The following is a 20,503-nucleotide window of genomic DNA, read 5'->3' on the forward strand; positions in this document are numbered from 1 at the left end:
TCGCGGGCGTCACTGCTCGCGCACACCCCAGGGGGAGCCGTATTCGGTCAGCAGGTCGAGGAACGGGCGGGCCGGGAACGCCTCCGGGCCGAGGACGCCCGAGCCCGACCACACGCCGGTGGCCAGGAGTTCGAGGGCGACGACCGGGTTGAGGGCCGTCTGCCACACCACGGCCTGACAACCGTACTCCGCCATGGACCACTCGTTGTCGACAACGTGGTAGAGATACACCTCCCGCGGCCGCCCGTCCTTCACCCCGCGCACCCAGGTGCCGGCGCAGGTCTTGCCGCGCATGCGCTCGCCCAGGGTCGCCGGGTCCGGCAGCGACGCGGCGACCACGTCCCGGGGCGAGACCGCGACCGGGCCGTCGGCGCCGGGCACCGTCACCGGGGTGGTGCGGTCCAGACCCAGCAGGTGCAGCGTCTTCAGCGTCTCGATGAACTCGCGTCCGAGTCCGTACTTGAAGGTGACCCGCCGCGCGTCCACCCAGCGCGGCACCAGCAGCACCTCCTCGTGCTCGACGTTCACGCACTCGACCGGCCCGATCCCGTCCGGGAAGTCGAACACCTCGGGCTCGCTGAACGGCGCCGTGGTGAACCAGCCGCGCCCCTGCTCGTACACGACGGGCGGGTTGAGGCACTCCTCGATGGTGGTCCAGATGCTGAAGGAGGGTGCGAAGTCGTATCCGTCCACGGTCAGGTTCGCGCCGTCGCGGATGCCGATCTCCTCGATCCCGTCGAAGAGTTCGTCGGCCGCGTAGCGGGCGAACACGTCCGAGAGACCGGGCTCCACCCCCATCCCGACCAGCGCCAGGGCACCCGCCTGCTCCCACTCCCCGGCCAGCGCGAACTGCTCGTCGCCCAGCTTGACCCCGCACTCCTCGTAGGGCCGCTCGGAGTGCGGCCGGGACAGCGACATCGCCATGTCGAGGTAGTCCGCGCCGGCCTTGCGGGCGGCCCGGAACAGGGGCATGACGAAGCGCGGGTCGGTGGCGTTGAGCAGCACGTCGCAGCCGTGCCGGGCCAGCAGGGCGGCGACGGCCGCCTCGTCACCGGCGTCGACGCGCTCGGCGCGGAACCGGTCGTCGCCGACGGCCGCCACCGCCGCCTCGGCGCGGGCCCGGTCGTAGTCGGCGACCACCATCAGGTCGAAGAACGGCCGTCGGGCCGCGATCCGGGTGACGGCGGTGCCGACACCGCCGGCTCCCACGAGCAGTACACGCATGCCGGAATCTCCTTCTGGGACAGAGAGCGAGGTCGGGTACGGGCGCCTTGGCCGGAATGAAACGCCGTTCCGTCCCGTAAGGTCAATGGCGTTGGCATAAGAACGTCGGGGAGTGCGAGATGCCCAAAACGGTTGTACCGGAGGATAAGCGGCGCAGGCGTCGCCCCACCCGCAGCGGCACGGTGCTCTCCGAGCGGCTCATCGTGGAGACCGCGCTGCGCCTGCTGCGCGAGCACGGCAGCGCCGGCCTGACCGCCCGGCGCCTCGGCCTCGCCCTCGACTGCGACCCCAGCACCCTGTACCGCTACTTCCGGGGCATGGACGACCTGACCCTGGCGATCGGCGACGCGCTCATCGGGCAGGCGCTGGCCGGCTGGACCCCGACGGGGGAGTGGCGGACGGACCTGCGGACCATCGGCCTGCGTATCCACGCGCAGTACGTCGCCCACCCGCAGGCCGCCCTGCTGACCACGAACCGAGTGACCGGCCGGGCGCACGAACTGGCCGCGGACGAGGCGGTCCTGGACGTCCTGCGCACGGCAGGCTTCTCCCTGCCCGAGACCGTGCGCATCTACCACGCCTTCATCGACCAGACCCTCGCCTTCGCGGCCCTGGACGCGGCCTCCCTGACCCTGCCGAAGGACTCCCAGCGCGCCGACGAGGACAAGTGGCACTCGACCTATGCCCGTCTCCCGTACACGACCCACCCGCGCATCGCGGAGGCGGCGCCCCTGCTGGCGAAGCGCATGGTGACCAGCGCCTATCCGACGGCACTTGAGATGCTCCTGGACAGTGCCGCGCCCCGTCAGGGGCGCGGGGCTGTGTGAATGTGCGGCTCCGCCGCGTGGGCGCGACAAGCCCCCGCGGGCCGGCACGCGCGACCGGACGAGCTGATTCCTACGGCCGGCGCAACGCACCCCCCGCCGTCCGCACCACCGCCTCCGCCACCGCCCCCAAAGCCGGCGAATCCAGCTTCCACTGCTGCCAGTACAGCGGCACGTCGACCCACAGCTCCCGCCCGCCGACCCGCACCAGCCGCCCCTCCCGCAACCGCGGTTCCGCCTGCGCCTCGGGCACCATGCCCCACCCCAGCCCGGCCGTCACCGCGTCCACGAACCCCTCGGACGTCGGCACGTAGTGCCGCAGCGCACTCGCCCCCGCGCCGCCCAGCCGCCGTACGAACCCGTCCTGGAAGTCGTCGACCCGGTCGAAGACGACCACCGGCGCCCCGGCCAGCGCATCCGGCAGGGCCCCCGCGAGACGTGTCGCGGCGAACTCCGGCGCCGCCACCGGCAGGTACCGCATCCGCCCCAGCGCCCGCACCGAGCACCCCGGCACCGCGTCCGGCGACGAGGTCACCGCCGCCATCACCAGCCCCTCCCGCAGCAGCGCGGCCGTATGGTCCTCGTCCTCGCGGCGCAGCTCGACATAGACGCCCGGCAGCCCGCTGAGCGCCCGCAGGAACCACGTCGCCAGCGAGTCCGCGTTGACCGCGACCGACACCCGGGTCGGCTCCCCGGCGCCGCTCATGCCCAGCTCGCCGCGCGCGTCCCGCTCCAGCCGCGCCAGCTGACGGGCGAACCGGACCAGCACCTCGCCCGACTCCGTCGGCCGCACCGGCTTGGTCCGTTGCAGCAGCACCCGGCCCGTGCGCTGCTCCAGCGCCTTCACCCGCTGGCTGACCGCCGACGGCGTCACATGCAGGGCCGCGGCCGCCGCGTCGAACGTGCCCTCGTCCACCACCGCGAGCAGTGTCCGCACCTGGTCGAGCGGAAGCTCCACCGTCCCACTCCCCTCTTCAGTCGCGTTAATGGTACGTAAAAATCTTTAGCTGTACGCACAGTGATCGCTTCCGTAGCGTCAAGGGCATGTCCAGCTCTCTCGCCGCCGCTGCCGCGGGCTTCGGCAGCGGCCTCTCGCTCATCGTCGCCATCGGCGCCCAGAACGCCTTCGTGCTGCGCCAGGGCATCCGCCGTGACGCGGTCCTCGTGGTCGTCGGCATCTGCGCGCTCTCCGACGCCGCCCTCATCTCGCTCGGCGTCGGCGGGGTGGGCGCGATCGTCGTGGCCTGGCCGGGTGCGGTACGGGCGGTCGGGCTGATCGGCGGCGCCTTCCTGCTCTGCTACGGCGCCCTGGCCGCCCGCCGGGTCCTGCGGCCCGGCACCGGCGGCCTGCGCACCGTCGGCGAGGCGGCCGGGTCCCGGCGGCGGGCCGTGCTCACCTGCCTCGCCATGACCTGGCTCAACCCGCACGTCTACCTGGACACCGTGTTCCTGCTCGGCTCCCTCGCCGCCGACCGGGGCGACCTGCGCTGGACCTTCGGCCTCGGCGCCGCACTCGCCAGCCTCTGCTGGTTCACCGCCCTCGGCTTCGGAGCCCGGCTGCTCGGCCGGTACCTCGCCGGGCCCGCCGCCTGGCGGGTGCTGGACGGGCTGGTGGCGCTGACCATGGTCGGGCTCGGCCTGATGCTGGTGGCGGGATCCTGAGGCGCCCCGGTCCCCGCCGGGCCGCATCCTGAGACAACCGGTTCGGCGGCTGCCGAAGTTGCTGCGATAGTTGCCCTGCAACCGAAAAGATGTAGCGGGCATCGAGAAGAGCGGGACACCAGGAACTCCGTGGACACCAGCGAGAGCGGCACCCAGTCCGACATACAGACCCCCGACGACGCCACGGCCGCCCCGCCCCGGAGCGGCTGGCGGCGCTGGGCGATGGACACCCGCCCGCTGCGCGTCCCGGCCTACCGCAGGCTGTGGACGTCGACCATCGTCACCTCGGTCGGCAGCCAGTTGACGGCCGTCGCGGTGCCCAAGCAGATCTTCGACATCACCGGGTCGTCCGCCTGGGTCGGCGCGGCCAGCCTCGCCGGGCTGCTGCCGCTGATCGTGTTCGCGCTGTGGGGCGGCGCGGTGGCCGACACCATGGACCGCCGCAGGCTCCTGCTGATCACCAACACCGGCATCGGTGTGACCTCGCTGCTGTTCTTCGTGCAGGCGGCCACCGGGATGAAGTCCGTGGCCGCGCTGATGGTGCTGCTCGCGATGCAGCAGGCGTTCTGGGGGCTGAACGCGCCCGCCCGTACCGCCTCCATCGCCCGGCTGGTCCCCGAGGCCCAGCTGCCCGCCGCCAACGCGCTCGGGTCGACGGTCATGCAGACCGGGCAGGTGGTCGGGCCGCTGCTCGCCGGTGCCCTGATCCCCGTCATCGGGCTGTCCGCGCTGTACCTGATCGACGCGCTGGCGCTGTGCGTGACGGTGTGGGCGGTCTACCGGCTGCCCGCGCTGCCGCCGCTCGCGGGGGCGACGGCGCGGCGGGCCGGGGTGCGCGAGATCGTGGACGGGTTCCGGTACATCTCGATGCACAAGGTGCTGCTGCTGTCGTTCCTCGCGGACATCATCGCGATGGTCTTCGGCATGCCCCGCGCCCTGTTCCCGCAGCTGGCCGCGGAGACCTACGCCTCCTACGGCGAGGGGCTCGCGCTCGGCCTGCTGTTCGCCGCGATCCCGGTCGGCGCGGTCCTCGGCGGGCTCTTCTCCGGCACCTTCTCGCGGGCCCGCCGGCACGGCCTGATGGTGATCGGCGCGGTGGTCGGCTGGGGCGCCGCCGTCGCCGGGGCCGGGCTGAGCCGCAACCTCTGGGTCGCCGTGGCCTTCCTGGCCGCCGCCGGGGTCGCCGACATGGTCTCGATGGTCTTCCGCGGCGCGATCCTGCTGTCCGCCGCGACCGACGAGATGCGGGGCCGGATGCAGGGCGTGTTCACGGTGGTGGTGGCGGGCGGCCCGCGGCTGGCCGACGTGCTGCACGGCACCGCGGGCTCGGTCTTCGGGCCGCGCGCGGCCGTGGCGGGCGGCGGGCTGCTGGTGGTCGCGGTGATGCTGGCTCTGGCCGCCGCCGTCCCGGCCCTGCGCCGCTACCGCGTCTGACCGGACTGCGCGGCTACGCGGGCCGTCGCCCCACGTACGCGTCGAGCAGCTTGCCCCGGGTGACCTCCAGACGGCTCGCGAGGATCTCTGCGACGGTCCGCACCAGCGACAGACCGAGCAGCGGGTCCTCCACGCACAGCGCGAGCACGGCCGCGGCGTCGTACTCGTAGGCCCGTACCTGGCTGAAGGCCACCGCCCCGAAGTCCCAGGTGTACGGAGGGAACAGCCAGGACCAGCCGAGCAGGTCGCCGGCGCCCAGCGTGGCGACGGTGACCCGCTTGTGGGACGTCACCTCCTGGTCCAGGTTGACCGCGCCCGAGCGGATCACCCAGAACCGGTCGGCGGTGCCGCCGGCCTCGAAGATCCTGGTGTCCTCCGGGAAGGACACCTCGTGAGCCAGTTCCATGAGGCGCTCGCGCTGGGCCTGGGGCAGGGCGGTGAGCAGTTTGATGGCTTTGGTCATGGCGCGGGGCTCCTCGCCGGCGAGGGTACGGGGTGCTTTCCCTACGCCCATTTCAGCCGCTGCCGCCCCGCCGGGCACCTCGAAGAAGGTGAGAGCCGCCGTCGGGAACCGGTCCGGACGTGAAAAAGCCCTGGCTGGACGGGGGAGGCCAGCCAGGGCCGTCAGAGGTGGCGCGGGAGGACCTGCTGTCAACTCCTCGACCACTTATGGATGAACGGTAAACCATCCAGAGCGATTTCGCGTAGCCATGAACAGGCTACGTGACCCGTTTCACTTTGGGGAGCCCCTTGTCGCCCCCGAAGGGGTTTGACCGCGCCCCGACCGGTGAGCCGAAGAGAAGAGCCCCGTACGGACGGGACCGAGCCGATCCACCGGTCCACCACCCAGGGAGCGAAGGGATGTACGACAAGTACCGGACCGAGTCAACCATGGCACCACCCGCGTCCCGTCGGCCGCCGCTGCGGCCGGCCGACGCCCGCAGAGCGGTACGCGGCGCGGTCGCCCGACAAGCCCTGCCGTGCCCCGCCGAAGCCCTCGACGACGCCCTGCTCGTCACCTCGGAACTGACCACCAACGCGATCCTGCACGGCGGCGGGATCACCGGCTTCGCCGTCGACGTCGAGGGGTGCGCGGTACGGGTGTCGGTCAGCGACCGCAGCGACGAGATACCGGTGGCCGAACGCGCCGTCGACGAACGGCACCGGTGGCGGCCCGGCGGCCGGGGCTGGCCCATCGTCTGCCGGCTGGCCCGGGACGTCGAGGTCGCCGGACTGCCCTGCGGAGGCAAGCGGATCACCGCGGTCGTGCCCCTGGGCTGAGCCCGCGGACAGGCCCCGTGCCGGGCACGGTGTTTGGGCCCGGATCCAAGGGGCAGGCGGAGTGTCGTGCTTCGGACCGGAGGCGCGCGCCAGTGGGAGCGGTCGTACGACAGCCCCCGGGCCGGCAGAACGGTCCGGGCGGCGCTTCCGCGGCGACCCTGACATCGCAGTTCGGGCCCAGTCCCGGAACCACGTTCCGGTGACGCCCTGAAACCCACAGTTCAGGAGCGATTCCGCATGCCCACCGACTTGTCGACCAGCCGTTCCCGCACGCCCGACCGCACCACCCGCACGCCATCGCGCCGTACCCACGACGACGCTCCCGACACGGCGGCTCTCTTCGCCCGCCTCGCCCTGCTGGGCGAGGGCCCCGAGCGGGACGCCGTGCGCGACGAACTGGTCGGCGCCTGGCTGCCGATGGCGCACCGGATCGCCGGCCGCTTCCGCGACCGCGGCGAGTCCGTCGAGGACCTGCGCCAGGTCGCGGCCCTCGGCCTGGTCAAGGCCGTCGACCGCTACGACCCCTCCCGCGGCGCGTTCGAGAGCTACGCGGTGCCCACCATCACCGGCGAGGTCAAGCGGCACTTCCGCGACCGGATGTGGGCGCTGCGGGTCCCGCGCCGGGTGCAGGAACTGCGCAACCGGGTACGGGTGGCCCGCCGGGAACTCACCCAGAACCCGGGCTCCGCCGAGCCCACGGTCGCCGACCTGGCCGCCCGCACCGGGCTGACCGAGGACGAGGTCAGCGCCGGGCTGGAGGCCCTGGAGAGCTTCAGCACGCTGTCCCTGGACGCCGAACTCTCCGCCGGCGAGGACGGCTACAGCCTCGCCGACACCCTCGGGGAGGCCGACGGCTCCTACGACGTCGTCGTGGACCGCGAGGCGGCCAGGGAAGGGCTGCGGCGGCTGCCCGAGCGGGAGCGGGCCATCCTCTACATGCGCTTCTTCGAGGACATGACCCAGAGCCGGATCGCCGACAAGCTCGGCATCTCCCAGATGCACGTCTCCCGGCTCATCAGCCGCAGTTGCGCCCGCGTCCGCGCCGAGGCGCTGGGCCGTACCGCCGAGTGATCCCCACGGCCGCCGTGGAACCCTGCCGACCGACCGAGGAGTGAAGCCGTGCTGATGCCCCACCCCGCCACGCTGCGCCGGCTCGTGGACGACTACGAGCGTGCGCACGCCGCGCAGCCGGTACCGGACCCCGCAGCCCGCGACCTGGCCTACACGCTCTGCGTGATCACCGGAACCCGCGACATCGCCGCGGCCCTGGCGAAGGCCCGCCACCTCCTGGCCGCCACCGCGACCGCCGGCCTGCCTCCCGTCACCATCCCCGCCACGCCCGTCGTCCCGGTACCGGGCACGGCGGTTCCCGGGGACGCGCGCCACCGCGCATCCGCCCCCCTCGCGGCGGCGGAGTGACCCGGCGTCAGGGGGCGGGCCGCCGGACGGGGACGCCCAGGGGGCGGGCCAGGCCCGTCACCGACTCGTCCAGGCGCTGCAGATGGCGCAGCACGCGGTCGGTCACCCTGCCGTAGCGCGGGGCGCCGAGCGTGCCCGGTGCCAGCATCGAGGCGATGCTGGGGCCGGTCTCGATGCCCGCGTCCGACCCGTCGTCGGTGACATGGGCGGCGATCGCCCCGATGTTGTGCACGATCCGCCGTCCCGCCCCGCGCAGCCGGGGATCCGCCGCGATCGCCGGATGGGTGGGCAGCAACTCCGCCGTGGCCGCCAGCGACCGCGCGTGGTAGGCACAGGTCTCCAGGAGCGCCACCACGTAGCGGGCGGTGTCCCGGCGGGAGCGCAACGGGGTGATCGGATGGGTCAGCGGCTGGACGGCCGCGGCCAGATCGGCCAGCGCCTGGTCCAGGTCACGGGCCTTCTCCACCAGGTCGACCGGTGGTGCCCCGGCCAGCTGGTCGGCGGCGGCCCGGGTGACGTCGGCCAGCCGGTCCAGGGTCGTCACGAGCAGGTCGTCGGTACGGCGGTCGGTGTGCACCGGCAGCACGACCGCGGCCGCGATCACCCCGCACACCGCACCGAGCGCCGTCTCCGCCACCCGCAGCACCAGGACGTCCAGGCTGTAGGTGTTGAGCAGTGTGTACAGCAGACCCAGCATCGCCGTCACGAAGAACGACATCAGGGTGTAGGAGATCGGCGCCGAGTAGAACATCGCGAAGATGAAGAGCAGCACCAGCCCGAACGCCGTCCAGGTGTGGTGCCCGACCAGTCCCGCGAGCAGGATGCCCGCCACCACGCCGAGTACCGTGCCGAGCAGCCGCCGGTAGCCCTTCACCAGGATCTCGCCGGTGGACGCGGTGTTGAGGAACACGATCCAGCAGGTCAGTACCGCCCAGTACCAGCGCTGGGCGGACAGGAACTCGCCGCCCACGACGGCCAGCGACGAGCCGACCGCCACCTGCACCGCCGCCCGCGTGGTGGGCCGGCGCAGCCCGGTCGCCTCCGCCGTCTCCCGCTCGCCCTCCTCGACGCCCTCGATGGACGCGTCCTCCGCGTCCAGCTCCTCCCGGGACCGGGAGGTGGCCGGGGTGTCGTCGGACTCGTCCTGCGGCCCGTCCAGGGCGATCCGCAGCCCCAGCACCGCCCGCCCGGCCTCGCCGATGCCCCGGAAGACGTCCTGGACGGCGGGGGAGGCGTCCGGCAGGTTCTCCCCCTCGCGGTAGCCGAGCAGCCGGTTGCGCAGCCGGGCCAACGCGGTGCCCTTCCCGGGGCCGCCCGGCCGCAGCACCAGCAGTCGCAGCGCCTCCAGATCGAGCCGCAGCCGCTCCATCGCCTCGTCCCGCACCGGCTCCCCGACGGCCGACGGCAGCGGGGCGCCCGGCAGATGCAGGGTGAGCGTGTCCGCCCGCTCGGTGCCGCGGGCGGTGAGCAGCAGCAGCCCGAGCCGCTCGGCGGCGATCTCCGCGTCCGCGATCCGGCGCTGCACCAGCCTCGCCACCGCCTCGTCGGAGGTGCCGTCCGTGAGCCGCCCCTGGATCAGCAGGGCCGTCTCGTGCAGCCGGGCGGTCCTGACCCGGACCTCCTCCACCGCCCGGTCCAGCTCCTCCGGTCCGGCGTCGAGCAACTCGGCCTGTGCGGCCACCAGTTGGGCGAGTCGGGCGCGGAAGGCGCGCCGCAGCCGGTCCAGGATGCCCGCGGCGGTCTCCCGGACCAGCACGAAACGCGCCACGGCGGCGCAGCCGAACGCCACCGTGATCGTGAGGTACAGGCCGGGCAGCGCGGACACGGTCGCGTGCACGAACAGCGAGGCGAAGTACATCTGGAAGCCGATCAGCCCCAGCGCCGTGCCCCGGTCGCCGAAGCGGCGGCTGTAGACCGCACAGAAGATGAGCGCCACGAAGAACAGGTCGCCCGTCACCACGCGCGCGTTGAGCAACGCGCCCAGCGACATCGAGGCGAGCGCCACCGGCAGACCCAGCGCGAGCGTGACGGCCTGCTCCGGCCGCCCCTTCTCCCGGATCGCGAAGGTGGCCACCATCGCCGTGATGGCCCCGGCGACCAGATGGGTCACGCCGGTCCGTAGCGCCGCCAGCACGGCGAGCGTCAGCGCGATCGACGTGACGGTGCGCAGCCCGGCGGTGAACCGGAGCAGCCCGGGGTCGGCCGCCGCGAGCCGCCCCCGCAGCTCCGCCCACGCCGACCGCCCCGCCGTGCTCACTCCGCCGCGCTCTGCGTCACGCCGGCGAACTGCCGGGGTCCTCGGGTCCCTCGGCGCGCGCCCGCACCTGCTCGGGCGTCAGATAGGTGTCCGTGTACTCGAAGTCCTTGAGCCGGGCGGGCTTGCGGGACTGGAAGCCCGTGCGCACGAAGTCGTCGCCGGCCAGCGCGTTCAGCAGCCAGTTGGTCGCGACCCGGGTCTTGGCCACGTTGGTGCGCAGCGCCGACCAGTGGTAGCCGCGGGCCACCGCCTGGGCGGGCAGTCCGCGCAGCTCGATGCCGAGCGGCTTGGAGACCGCGTCCTTGCCGCCGAGGTCCACCACGAGCCCCAGGTCCTTGTGCACGTACGGGCGGAGCGCCCGGCCCCGCAGCGCCGCGATGACGTTGTCGGCGACCACCTTGCCCTGCCGCATGGCGTGCTGCGCGGTCGGCGGGCAGACCGCGCCCGGCTCGTCCTTCGCCTTGTCCGGTACGGCCGCCGCGTCACCGAGCGCGAACACCCCGTCGTGGCCGGGCAGGGTCATCTCGGCGGTCACCGCGAGCCGTCCGCGGACCGTCTCCGCGCCCATGGTGGCGATCAGCGGGCTGGCGACCACCCCGGCCGTCCAGATCAGTGTGTGGGTGGGCACCACCCGGCCGTCGGTGAAGGTGACCTCCTCGGCACCCGCCTTCTCGATCGACACCCCCAGCGAGACGTCCACGCCGCGGCGGCGCAGCACCTCCTGCGCGCTGCGGCCGAGCTTGTCGCCGAGCTCCGGCATCAGCTTCGGGGCGATGTCGATCAGGTGCCACCTGATCAGCTTCGGGTCCAGGTTCGGGTAGCGGTGCAGCGCGGCGTGCGTGAGCTTCTGCAGACAGGCCGCGGTCTCGGTGCCCGCGTACCCGCCGCCGACCACCACGAACTGCAGCCGCGCGGCGCGTTCGGCCGGGTCGTCGCTGGCGTCGGCGAGATCGAGCTGGGCGATGACGTGGTCGCGGATGTAGGCGGCCTCGGCGAGGGTCTTCATGCCGAACGCGTGCTCGGTCAGGCCGGGGATGTCGAAGGTGCGGGTGACACTGCCCGGGGCCAGCACGATGTAGTCGTACCGCTCGTTGACGAGCTGGTCGGTTATGGTGCGGACGACGCACACCTTGGACTTGAGGTCCACGCCGATCGCACCGCCGGGGAGGATCCGGGTGCGGTACCTCCTGCTGCGGCGCAGCGAGACGGCGATCGACTGGGGCGTCAGCACGCCCGAGGCGACCTGTGGCAGCAGGGGCAGATAGAGCTGGTAGGAGGTCGGCGAGACCAGGGTGACGTCGGCCTCGTCGGGGGAGAGTTTCCGCTCCAGGCGGCGCACGCACCCCACTCCGGCGAAGCCTGCGCCCACCACCAGGATCCTGGGTCGTGTCACGGTGTTTCCCTTTCCGCTGCTCCAGGCTGTCCGGCTCGACGCCGTCCGGGTGCCCGGGAACGCTTGCTTCGCACCACATCGATCCCACCGTGCCCGACGCCGTTCCGCCAGCCGGGCGGAGCAGGCAGACGAACGCGTGGGCTCCAGCATGCCCCTGGATCACCGGGAGAAACCGGCTGTCGCACAGATATACGCCGGACTGCCGTCCGGTCAAAGGCCGTCCCACGGCGATCACATACGCCAGTAGAGTGCCCGCCATGGCGCAGACCCAGCCCGGAACGGGCTTCCAGAAGCGGCACATCGACCCCGACCGCATCACCCCGCTGGTGGCCGCCCTGGACTCCCAGGACGCCAACCCGGGCGTGCGGCGGCTGCGGGTGTGGGCCGAGGAGGCACTGGCGGTGCGGCCCGGCGAGCGGCTCCTCGACGTCGGCTCCGGCACCGGCTCGCAGACCCGGGCCCTGGCCGCCGCCCTCGGCCCGGACGGTGTCGCCGTCGGCGTGGAGGTCAACCCGAGTCTGCGCGCGGTCGCCGAGGAGCGGTCCGCCGACAGCAGGGCCCGCTTCCTGCAGGGCGAGGCGGAGGCGCTGCCCGTGCCGGACGGCTCGATGGACGTCGTGTGGTGCGAGCGGGTCCTCCAGCACCTCCACGAGCCCGACCGGGCGATCGCCGAGATGGCCCGGGTGCTGCGCCCCGGCGGCCGGGTCGCCCTGCTCGACACCGACTGGGGGACCACCCTCCTGCACCCCGGCGACCCGGCGGTGGTCCGCGCCCTGACCGCGGCCGCACTCAACGGCGCCAACCCGTACTCCGGGCGCCGCCTGGTCGGCCAGCTGAGCGCGGCCGGGTTCGTGGTGGACGACCGCGGCTCGCAGGCCCTGCTCCAGGACCACGACTCGGTCGCCTGGCCGCTGATCCGCATGCTCGCCGAGGCGGCCGTGCGCACCGGCGCCGTCACCGGGGAACAGCGGGACGCCCTGTACGCCGATCTCGCCGAGGCGGCCGAGCGGGGCGCGGTGCACATGTCGGTGACCATGTTCGGGGTGGTCGCGCACCGGCCCGGGTGACCGCACCCGCCCCCTACCGGGCCCGCTCACCAGGGCAGAAAGGCGTGGACGTCCTTGCCCTCCGCGGTGACGACCACGCTGACCTGGTCGCACAGCGTGTGCAGCAGATGCCAGCCGACGCCGCCCCCGCCCCCGTCCGGGTGGAAGGGCCGCGGCTCGGGCCGGACCCGGCTGGAGTCGTGCATCGTGACGTGGACCCCGTCGTACGTGCGGCGCATCCGCAGTTCGAAGGGGCCCGGCGCGTACTGGACGACGTTGGCGGCCAGCTCCGTCACGACCAGCAGGATGTCGTTCCAGCAGTCCGGATGCGTGGGCGGCGAGGTGCGGGCGAGACCGGTCAGGTAGCCGTCGGCGGCGAGCCGGGCACCGGTCACATCGCTCAGCCGACCCGGGAAGGGGACCGTGCAGCCGTCGGTCTCCTGCGCGGATGGTCTGTCGTCCCGCTGCGGTCCGGTCCCCATCTCGTCTCTCTCAGTCCCGGAAGAGTGCCCTCGTCGCGCTGGTCGCTTCTCCTTCGCGGCGAGTTCCCACCATGGCACCGGATACGCGTGATCGGCTCACCGGAACACGTTGTCCGAGTCGTCCCAGTCGGCCGGTTCCGGCCGCCCCGGGCGGCCGGGCCGGCGTACCGCCTGCGAGCGGGCCTGGTACATGGCGTCGATCTCGGCCGCGTAGTGGCGCGCTATGGCGTCCCGGCGCAGCTTCATCGACGGCGTCAGCATGCCGTTGCCGGGGGCGAACGGCTCCTGGAGCACCCGGTAGACCCGGATCGACTCGGCACGGGACACCACGCTGTTGGCGGACGCGATGGCGCGGGCGATCTCCTCGCGCAGCGCGTTCTCCTCGCGCGCCTCGCGCCCGGGCGAGTCGCCCGGCAGCGCCAGCGCCCCCCGCCAGTGCGCGAGGAAGTCCGGGTCCAGGGTGATCAGCGCGCCCACACAGGGCCGGTCGTCCCCGACGACCACCGCCTGGTGCACCAGCGGGTGCATCCGCAGCCGCTGCTCCAGCGGGGCCGGGGCCACGCTCTTGCCGCTGCTCGTGATGATGATGTCCTTCTTGCGGCCCGTGATGGTCAGATAGCCCTCGGAGTCCAGCCGCCCGATGTCCCCGGTGGCCAGCCAGCCGCCGCGCAGCGCGGCCCGGGTCGCGTAGCCGTCGCCGACGTACCCCTGGAACACCGACGGACCGCGGACCAGGATCTCGCCGTCCTCGGCCACCTGGATCTGGGTGCCCGGCAGGGCCTGGCCGACCGTGCCCGACTTCTCCCGGCCCAGCGGCTGCATGGTGATCCCGCCGCTGGACTCGGTGAGGCCGTAACCGTCGTGGACGAACATGCCGATGCCCTCGTAGAACAGGGTGAGCTCACGGCTGAGCGAGGAGCCGCCGGACGTGGCCCGCAGCACCCGTCCGCCGAGTGCCCCCCGCAGCTTGCGGTACACCGTCCGCTCGTACAGGGCGTGCTGCAGCCGCAGGTCGAAACCCGGGCCCGCCCCGGTGCCCAGCCGCTGCCGCTCCGTGGCCGCCGCGAAGTCCCGCGCGGTCTCCGCGGCCCGCTCGAACAGGGCGCCCCGGCCGTGCTGCTGGGAGGTGCGCAGGAACGTCTTGTACAGCTTCTCCAGCACCGACGGCACGGCGTACAGATAGGTCGGCCGGAACGTGGCCAGCGCCGTGGCCAGCGCGGCCTCGGTCATCTCCGGCTCGTGGCCCATCAGGATCCCGCCGCGCAGACAGATCACCATGATCATCAGGCCGTACACGTGCGAGAACGGCAGGAAGGCCAGCACGGAGGCCTGCTCGCCGGGGCGCGCCGCGGTGTGCCCCCAGCCCGCCAGCAGGGTGTCGCACGGGTAGGCGAGCCCGCGGTGGCTCAGCGCGCAGCCCAGCGGACGGCCCGAGGTGCCCGAGGTGTAGGTGATGGCCGCCGTCGAGTCGGGCATCACGATCCGGCGCAGCGACTCCACCGTGGTCAGCGGCACGAACCTGCCCTTCTGCACCAGCTCGGGCAGCGCCCCCGCGTCCAGCTGCCACACGTGCTTGAGTCCGGGCAGCCCCTCGCACACCGTGCCGACGGTCATCACCGCCTGCTCGTCCTCGACCGCGACGGCCACACAGCGGGCGTCCCGCAGGATCCACTCGACCTGGTCCCGGGAGGACGTCGGGTGGATCGGGACGATCTCCGCCCCCACCGACCACAGCGCGAGGCCCAGCACCGTCCACTCGTAACGGGTCCGCGCCATCACGGCCACCCGCTGACCGGGCGAGATCCCCGACGCGATCAGCCCCTTGGCCAGGTCGACCACCTCGTCCCGCAGTTCGACCGCGGTGACCTCCTCCCAGCCCGCGGCGGCGCCCTCGGGCCGGCGCGCCAGCACCGGCAGGGTGGGGTTCCGGTCCGCCGTCTCGAAGACGCTGTCGGCGAGCCCGCCGGTCAGGGTCGAAGCGGTCGTCGGAGCGAGGGCGTAGTCGCGCATGCGCTGCTCCTGGATGTACGGAGGGTTACCCTCCCGATCGGTACTGTTGTCGACGCGGGTCGAATCTAGCCCAGGCGAGTGCGGCTCGTGTCGGGAACGGTCAACTCGTTTCCACCCGATGACAAAGCTCAGCCCCGGAGTTCAGCCCTGGGTGCGGCGCACGCACTCCACGACGACGTCCCGCAGACTCCCGGTGCGCTCCAGGAACGACCGTTGCTCGCGGGCGCCGGTGCCCCTGTGCAGCAACTGTGCGACGGCCTCCTCGGCGCCGACCGTGTCACCGCTGTCGGCGAGCGCCTGCGCGGTGTGCGCGAGCAGCGCGCGCACCACCTCGACGGCGGGCCGCGGTCGCATGGTCACGGGGTCGAGGAGATCCTGCTCCAGACCGAGGCGGGCGGCCTGCCAGGAAGCCAGCCGGAGCATGCTCACACTGAGGTCGAGCGGCGGCCGCCCGGCCCGCCAGTCACGCGCGGCGGTCTCCACCAGCGCGCGGATCAGCGTGGCGACGAGGACGGTGGTGTCCGCACGCAGGCAGACGTCGGCCACCCGGACCTCCACCGTCGGATAGCGCGTGGACAGGCGGGCGTCGAAGTACACCATCCCCGCATCGAGGATGACCCCGCTGGCCACCATGTCCGCGACCCGCCGCCGGTACCGCTCGGGCGAGCCGAACAGTTCGGTCGGCCCCGCCGACGGGCCGCGCGCCCACAGCCGGCTGCGGAAGCTGGCGTAACCGGAGTCCCGGCCCTGCCAGAACGGCGAGTTGACGCTGAGCGCGCGCAGCACCGGAAGCCAGGGCCGGATCCGGTCGAGGACGGCGACGCCCTCCTCGTCGGACTCCACCGACACGTGCACATGGCAGCCGCAGACGAACCAGTCCACCATGGCGGCCCCGTACCGCCCGGCCATCCAGTGGTAGCGGTCCTGCCGGGTGAGCGCCGGGTCGACCGGCAGCGGGCAGGTGGCGAGCGCCGCGACCGCGCAGCCGATCTCGCCGGCCAGCCGGCCCGCCTCCTTGCGGCAGCCGACGATCTCGGCGCCGAGCTCCGCCATGTCCCGCTGCGGACTGGTCGCGAGCTCCAGCATCTGCCCGAACAGTTCGGTCTGGAACACGGCCTGCCCGGGATCGTCCAGGGCGGCCCGGTCGACGACGGCGGCCGACCGGGGCATCGGCTCCCCGCTGTCCGGGTGGACCAGCAGAAGTTCTTCCTCCACTCCGACGGTACGCAGCACGGGGAACCGCCCTCCGGCCGGGCCGCGACCGGGCGCGGCGGGTCTTTCATCCCGGACTGCCCGGACCCGGCCGCGGAAACACGTGCCGGAGTCCTCGGCGGGCTACGGGGCGACGGGCTCCAGCCACACCGTGCCCAGCGGGGGCAGCGTGAGCCGCAGAACCTGGTCGTCGGCGAGCAGCGGCCCCCGGCTGACGACGTCCCCGCCGCCGTACCGGGCGCTGTCGGTGTTGAGGATCTCCTGCCAGACGGGCGTCCCCTTGGGCACGCCCAGCCGGTAGCCGGGACGGACCACGGGGGAGAGGTTGGAGACCGCCAGCAGTGGCCGGGCCTCGGCATCGAACCTCAGGAAGGCGAAGACGTTGTCCTCGGCCGCGTCCCCCAGGACCCACTGGAAACCCGCCGGATCGGTGTCCCGCTGCCACAGCGCGGGGTGCGTGCGGTACCCGGAGTTGAGATCGCGGACCAGATCTTGGACACCCCGGTGATCGGCCGCGGCCCCGTACTGCGGGTCGAGCAGCCACCAGTCCGGGCCGTCGGCGTGGGACCACTCGCCGCCCTGGGCGAACTCCTGCCCCATGAAGAGCAGTTGCTTGCCCGGATGGGCCCACATGAAGGCCAGATACGCACGGTGGTTGGCCCGCTGCTGCCACCAGTCGCCCGGCATCTTCGAGACGAGCGACCGCTTCCCGTGCACGACCTCGTCGTGGGAGATGGGCAGCACGTAGTTCTCGCTGTACGCGTAGACCATCGAGAAGGTCATCTCGTGGTGGTGGTACTTCCGGTGCACCGGCTCGTGCTCGATGTACTGCAGCGAGTCGTGCATCCAGCCCATGTTCCACTTCAGCCCGAAGCCCAGCCCGCCGCCGTCGGTCGGCCGGGTCACCCCGTCCCACGCGGTGGACTCCTCGGCGATGGTCACCACCCCGGGCGCCCGCCGGTACACGGTCGCGTTCATCTCCTGCAGGAACGCCACCGCGTCCAGGTCCTCGCGCCCGCCGAACACGTTCGGCGTCCACTGCCCGGAGTCCCGCGAGTAGTCCAGGTAGAGCATCGAGGCGACCGCGTCCACCCGCAGCCCGTCGACGTGGAACTCCTCGCACCAGTACACGGCGTTGGCGACGAGGAAGTTGCGCACCTCCACCCGGCCGAGGTCGAACTCGTAGGTCCCCCAGTCCGGATGCTCGGCCCGCCGCTCGTCCCCGGGCTCGTACAGCGGGTCCCCGTCGAAGCGGGCCAGCGCCCAGTCGTCCTTGGGGAAGTGGGCGGGCACCCAGTCCATGATCACGCCGATGCCGGCCCGGTGCAGCGCGTCGACCAGGAACCTGAGGTCGTCGGGGGTGCCGAGCCGGGAGGTCGGCGCGTAGAAGCCGGTGACCTGGTAGCCCCAGGAGCCGCCGAAGGGGTGCTCGGCGACCGGCATGAACTCGACGTGCGTGAAGCCCAGGTCGCCGACGTAGGCGGGCAGTTCCTCGGCCAGCTGCCGGTAGGTCAGGCCGGGGCGCCAGGACGCCAGGTGCACCTCGTAGACCGAGAACGGCGCCTCGTGGACGGGGGTGTCGCCGCGGTGCGCCATCCACTCCGCGTCGCCCCACTCGTACCGGGACGCCGTCACGATCGAGGCGGTCGCGGGCGGCACCTCCGTGCGCCGGGCCATCGGGTCCGCCTTGAGGAACCGGCCGCCGTACCGGGAGGTGATCTCGAACTTGTACCGGGCACCCTCGCCCACCCCCGGCAGGAACAGCTCCCACACCCCGGCCGCGCCCAGCGAACGCATCGGGAACTGCGTGCCGTCCCAGCACGTGAAGTCCCCGGCCACCCGCACCCCCTGGGCGTTCGGCGCCCACACCGTGAACCGGGTGCCGGCCACCCCGTCATGGGTCATCGGCTCGGCACCGAGCGCCTTCCACAGCTGCTCGTGCCGCCCCTCCCGGATCAGGTGCAGGTCGAACTCACCGAGCGCGGGCGGGAAGCGGTACGGGTCGTGGACCTCGTGCTCCCCGGTCTCGCCGCCCTCCGCCTCCCCCTCCTCATACTCGACGAGCAGGGTGTACGACGGGACCTCGGCGTAGGGCAGCACCGCCGCGAAGAGCCCGTCGTCCTCCGGCACCAGGGGGCTGCGCACCCCGTCGGCCAGTACGCTCACGGCGCGGGCGTGCGGGCGCAGGGCGCGGAAGAGGGTGCCGCCGTCCACCGGGCGGGCGCCGAGCAGCGCGTGCGGATCGTGGTGGCTGCCCGCGAGCAGCCGCCCGCGGTCGGCGGCGTCCAGGGGCGGGGCCGTGGGCCGGGAGGGTCCGGAGGGCTCCGGGAGCGAGGAGTCGCGCAGTGCCATGACGTCAGCCTCTCCAGCGGGCGAGCCGCTCGATCGCGGCCATCGGAACCGGAAGCCAGGCCGGCCGGTGCCGGGCTTCGTACACCACCTCGTACACCGCGCGGTCCGTCTCGTGGGCGCGCAGCAGTGCGTGCTTCTTGCGCGGGTCCCAGCCGGCCCGGGCAGCGTAACCCGCGCAGTAGGCCTCCCGGCAGCGGCGGGCCCACTCCGGGCGCCAGGGACGGCGCTGACGGGCCGCGTAGTCGAAGGAGCGCAGCATCCCGGCGACGTCCCGCACCGGCGACTGGGTGCTGCGCCGCTCGGCGAGGGGCCGGGACGGCTCGCCCTCGAAGTCGATGACGAACCATTCCCGGTCCGCCCGCAGCACCTGCCCGAGATGGAGATCGCCGTGGATCCGCTGGGCGAGCGGCCCCGCGTCACAGGTGGCGAGCGCCTCGAAGGCGCCGCGCAGCCCGGGGACGAACGGCCGCAGTGCCGGCACCGCGTCCGCGGCCTCGGCCAGCCGCGCCGACATCGCCTCGGCCGTGCGGCTGTGTTCGTCGTGGACGGCGGCCGGGAAGGCGGCGGCGAGCGCGAGATGCACGTCCGCGGTGGCCCGCCCCAGCTCGTGCGCCTCGGTGGTGAAGTCGTCCCCGGCCGCGAGCGCGCGCAGGGCCAGCGTCCAGCCGTCGGCAGCGCCCGGCAGGAAGGGCTGCAGCACCCCGAGGGTCGCCGGGCTCGGCTCGGTGGTGCGGAACCAGGCCACCGGCGCCGGCACCCGGGCGCAGCCCTGCGCGGCCAGCGCGCCGGGGACTTCCAGGTCCGGGTTGACGCCGGGCTGTATCCGCCGGAACACCTTCAGGATGTAGGAGTCGCCGTACACCAGGGAGGAGTTGGACTGCTCGGCGTCCAGCAGCCGCGGCGCGAGTCCGCCGGGTATCCGGGCCTGCGGGGCGGTCTCGAAGCACAGCGGGCCGGCCGTGCCGGGTATCCGCAGCCGTTCCAGGAGCAGTTCGGCGGCGCGTGGGTCGTGCAGGGCGTCGTAGACCGCGAGTCCGGCCAGCGAACCCTCCTCGGCCCGGCCTATGTAGGCCCGCTCCAGCCTGGGCGCGCGGTGTTCGCGGACGCCGAGCAGGAGCTGGTAGCAGTCACCGGACGGGGTGGTGCCGCCGTGGGGGGAGTGGTCGGCGTGGACCAGCAGGTGCAGGCAGCCGGGGAAGAGTTCGGTCATGGACAGCACGGACAGTTCGGTGACGGGCCGGTCCTTGCCCGCGAACCAGCGCTGCCGCGGCAGCCAGTCGCGCAGCAGCCCGCCCAGCGAGACCAGTGGCCGGTCGAGCCCGGCCGTCGTGCTCCGGGGCGGGTCAATGGTCTTCGTCATGGTGACGCGTCCTTTCCTCGGCTCCGCACGTTCAGCGCCGGCGGCCGATGCGGGAGGCGACTCGGGAGAGCCGGAACCAGTAGAAGCCGTGCCCCGCGAGGGTCAGCAGATACGGCAGTTCACCGATGGCGGGGAACCGCACCCCGCCGATCAGCTCGACCGGGTGCCGGCCGTCGTAGGCCCGCAGATCGAGCTCGGTGGGCTGGGCGAAGCGGGAGAAGTTGTGCACGCACAGCACGAGGTCGTCCTCGTACTCCCGCAGGAACGCGATCACCGCCGGGTTGGAGGACTGCAGTTCGGTGTAGGACCCCAGTCCGAAGGCAGGATTCTGCTTGCGGATCTCGATCATGCGGCGGGTCCAGTGCAGCAGGGAGGACGGCGAGGACATGGAGGCCTCGACGTTGGTGACCTGGTAGCCGTAGACGGGGTCCATGATCGTGGGGAGGTAGAGGCGTCCGGGGTCGCAGGAGGAGAAGCCGGCGTTGCGGTCGGGGGTCCACTGCATGGGGGTGCGGACGGCGTCGCGGTCGCCGAGCCAGATGTTGTC

General features: G+C 73.1%; 18 protein-coding genes. 7 read left to right on the plus strand and 11 right to left on the minus strand.

Translation table 11 applies throughout. From position 1 onward, the window contains the following. Window positions 1-9: 9 nt before the first annotated feature. Window positions 10-1,224 (minus strand): saccharopine dehydrogenase C-terminal domain-containing protein, encoded by a 1,215-nt coding sequence (locus tag ACIQVL_RS37000; RefSeq protein WP_403477523.1) that lies wholly within the window; start codon window positions 1,222-1,224, stop codon window positions 10-12. A 119-nt stretch (window positions 1,225-1,343) separates the two neighbouring features. Between ACIQVL_RS37000 and ACIQVL_RS37005 the strand changes: the two genes are divergently transcribed. Then, a complete protein-coding gene (locus ACIQVL_RS37005) occupies window positions 1,344-2,051 on the plus strand; it encodes a TetR/AcrR family transcriptional regulator (RefSeq protein ID WP_403437621.1) in 708 nt (235 codons plus the stop codon). Window positions 2,052-2,121: 70 nt separating this feature from the next. Here the strand turns inward: ACIQVL_RS37005 and ACIQVL_RS37010 are convergent, their stop codons facing one another. Beyond that, window positions 2,122-3,006 (minus strand): LysR family transcriptional regulator ArgP, encoded by an 885-nt coding sequence (locus ACIQVL_RS37010; RefSeq protein ID WP_403477524.1) that lies wholly within the window; start codon window positions 3,004-3,006, stop codon window positions 2,122-2,124. A gap of 86 nt (window positions 3,007-3,092) precedes the next feature. Between ACIQVL_RS37010 and ACIQVL_RS37015 the strand changes: the two genes are divergently transcribed. Beyond that, a complete protein-coding gene (locus tag ACIQVL_RS37015; RefSeq protein WP_403477525.1) occupies window positions 3,093-3,710 on the plus strand; it encodes a LysE/ArgO family amino acid transporter in 618 nt (205 codons plus the stop codon). Window positions 3,711-3,839: 129 nt separating this feature from the next. After that, window positions 3,840-5,144: an MFS transporter gene (locus ACIQVL_RS37020; RefSeq protein WP_403437626.1), complete on the plus strand. Its 1,305-nt coding sequence runs from the start codon at window positions 3,840-3,842 to the stop codon at window positions 5,142-5,144. Between the two features lie 13 nt (window positions 5,145-5,157). Here the strand turns inward: ACIQVL_RS37020 and ACIQVL_RS37025 are convergent, their stop codons facing one another. Continuing rightward, window positions 5,158-5,607, minus strand: a complete 450-nt coding sequence (locus ACIQVL_RS37025; protein WP_403437627.1) for a cyclic nucleotide-binding domain-containing protein — start codon at window positions 5,605-5,607, stop codon at window positions 5,158-5,160. Between the two features lie 398 nt (window positions 5,608-6,005). Here ACIQVL_RS37025 and ACIQVL_RS37030 point away from each other — a divergent pair, with 398 nt between their 5' ends. The 3 genes from ACIQVL_RS37030 to ACIQVL_RS37040 all read left to right on the plus strand — a co-directional run bounded on the left by ACIQVL_RS37030 (window position 6,006) and on the right by ACIQVL_RS37040 (window position 7,844). Then, window positions 6,006-6,425, plus strand: coding sequence for an ATP-binding protein (locus ACIQVL_RS37030; RefSeq protein WP_403437629.1), 420 nt, complete (start codon window positions 6,006-6,008; stop codon window positions 6,423-6,425). A gap of 237 nt (window positions 6,426-6,662) precedes the next feature. Beyond that, window positions 6,663-7,496 (plus strand): SigB/SigF/SigG family RNA polymerase sigma factor, encoded by an 834-nt coding sequence (locus ACIQVL_RS37035; RefSeq protein ID WP_403477526.1) that lies wholly within the window; start codon window positions 6,663-6,665, stop codon window positions 7,494-7,496. A gap of 54 nt (window positions 7,497-7,550) precedes the next feature. Continuing rightward, entirely contained in the window at window positions 7,551-7,844 is a 294-nt protein-coding gene (locus ACIQVL_RS37040) for a DUF5133 domain-containing protein (protein WP_403477534.1), read from the plus strand. A 7-nt stretch (window positions 7,845-7,851) separates the two neighbouring features. Here the strand turns inward: ACIQVL_RS37040 and ACIQVL_RS37045 are convergent, their stop codons facing one another. Continuing rightward, window positions 7,852-10,101, minus strand: a complete 2,250-nt coding sequence (locus ACIQVL_RS37045; RefSeq protein WP_403477527.1) for an FUSC family protein — start codon at window positions 10,099-10,101, stop codon at window positions 7,852-7,854. A 16-nt stretch (window positions 10,102-10,117) separates the two neighbouring features. Continuing rightward, window positions 10,118-11,494, minus strand: coding sequence for an NAD(P)/FAD-dependent oxidoreductase (locus ACIQVL_RS37050; RefSeq protein ID WP_403437634.1), 1,377 nt, complete (start codon window positions 11,492-11,494; stop codon window positions 10,118-10,120). A 257-nt stretch (window positions 11,495-11,751) separates the two neighbouring features. Between ACIQVL_RS37050 and ACIQVL_RS37055 the strand changes: the two genes are divergently transcribed. Continuing rightward, entirely contained in the window at window positions 11,752-12,561 is an 810-nt protein-coding gene (locus ACIQVL_RS37055) for a methyltransferase domain-containing protein (RefSeq protein ID WP_403437635.1), read from the plus strand. Between the two features lie 26 nt (window positions 12,562-12,587). On the opposite strand, the gene ACIQVL_RS37060 is transcribed toward ACIQVL_RS37055, so the two are convergent. The 6 genes from ACIQVL_RS37060 to ACIQVL_RS37085 all read right to left on the minus strand — a co-directional run. Then, window positions 12,588-13,022 carry an ATP-binding protein gene (locus ACIQVL_RS37060; RefSeq protein ID WP_403437636.1) on the minus strand — a complete coding sequence of 145 codons (435 nt, stop codon included), beginning with the start codon at window positions 13,020-13,022 and terminating at the stop codon, window positions 12,588-12,590. Between the two features lie 96 nt (window positions 13,023-13,118). Beyond that, window positions 13,119-15,032, minus strand: coding sequence for an AMP-dependent synthetase/ligase (locus ACIQVL_RS37065; RefSeq protein ID WP_403437638.1), 1,914 nt, complete (start codon window positions 15,030-15,032; stop codon window positions 13,119-13,121). A gap of 141 nt (window positions 15,033-15,173) precedes the next feature. Continuing rightward, entirely contained in the window at window positions 15,174-16,262 is a 1,089-nt protein-coding gene (locus ACIQVL_RS37070) for a glutamate--cysteine ligase (protein WP_403437653.1), read from the minus strand. Window positions 16,263-16,367: 105 nt separating this feature from the next. Further along, window positions 16,368-18,596, minus strand: a complete 2,229-nt coding sequence (glgB, locus tag ACIQVL_RS37075; RefSeq protein WP_403477528.1) for a 1,4-alpha-glucan branching enzyme — start codon at window positions 18,594-18,596, stop codon at window positions 16,368-16,370. Between the two features lie 4 nt (window positions 18,597-18,600). After that, window positions 18,601-19,956 carry a maltokinase gene (locus ACIQVL_RS37080; protein WP_403477529.1) on the minus strand — a complete coding sequence of 452 codons (1,356 nt, stop codon included), beginning with the start codon at window positions 19,954-19,956 and terminating at the stop codon, window positions 18,601-18,603. Between the two features lie 31 nt (window positions 19,957-19,987). Beyond that, the coding region (locus tag ACIQVL_RS37085; RefSeq protein WP_403477530.1) for an alpha-glucosidase C-terminal domain-containing protein at window positions 19,988-20,503 on the minus strand (516 nt) is incomplete at its 5' end.

This window comes from Streptomyces sp. NPDC090499 (genome assembly GCF_044769305.1).
Taxonomy (GTDB): domain Bacteria; phylum Actinomycetota; class Actinomycetes; order Streptomycetales; family Streptomycetaceae; genus Streptomyces.

What these genes read in the sequence shown, in the direction of transcription:
- ACIQVL_RS37000 (WP_403477523.1), bottom strand. Translation starts at nt 1,224, where the DNA reads ATGCGTGTACTGCTCGTGGGAGCCGGCGGTGTCGGCACCGCCGTCACC.
- ACIQVL_RS37005 (WP_403437621.1), top strand. Translation starts at nt 1,344, where the DNA reads ATGCCCAAAACGGTTGTACCGGAGGATAAGCGGCGCAGGCGTCGCCCC.
- ACIQVL_RS37015 (WP_403477525.1), top strand. Translation starts at nt 3,093, where the DNA reads ATGTCCAGCTCTCTCGCCGCCGCTGCCGCGGGCTTCGGCAGCGGCCTC.
- ACIQVL_RS37025 (WP_403437627.1), bottom strand. Translation starts at nt 5,607, where the DNA reads ATGACCAAAGCCATCAAACTGCTCACCGCCCTGCCCCAGGCCCAGCGC.
- ACIQVL_RS37030 (WP_403437629.1), top strand. Translation starts at nt 6,006, where the DNA reads ATGTACGACAAGTACCGGACCGAGTCAACCATGGCACCACCCGCGTCC.
- ACIQVL_RS37035 (WP_403477526.1), top strand. Translation starts at nt 6,663, where the DNA reads ATGCCCACCGACTTGTCGACCAGCCGTTCCCGCACGCCCGACCGCACC.
- ACIQVL_RS37040 (WP_403477534.1), top strand. Translation starts at nt 7,551, where the DNA reads ATGCCCCACCCCGCCACGCTGCGCCGGCTCGTGGACGACTACGAGCGT.
- ACIQVL_RS37055 (WP_403437635.1), top strand. Translation starts at nt 11,752, where the DNA reads ATGGCGCAGACCCAGCCCGGAACGGGCTTCCAGAAGCGGCACATCGAC.
- ACIQVL_RS37060 (WP_403437636.1), bottom strand. Translation starts at nt 13,022, where the DNA reads ATGGGGACCGGACCGCAGCGGGACGACAGACCATCCGCGCAGGAGACC.
- ACIQVL_RS37065 (WP_403437638.1), bottom strand. Translation starts at nt 15,032, where the DNA reads ATGCGCGACTACGCCCTCGCTCCGACGACCGCTTCGACCCTGACCGGC.
- glgB (WP_403477528.1), bottom strand. Translation starts at nt 18,596, where the DNA reads ATGGCACTGCGCGACTCCTCGCTCCCGGAGCCCTCCGGACCCTCCCGG.
- ACIQVL_RS37080 (WP_403477529.1), bottom strand. Translation starts at nt 19,956, where the DNA reads ATGACGAAGACCATTGACCCGCCCCGGAGCACGACGGCCGGGCTCGAC.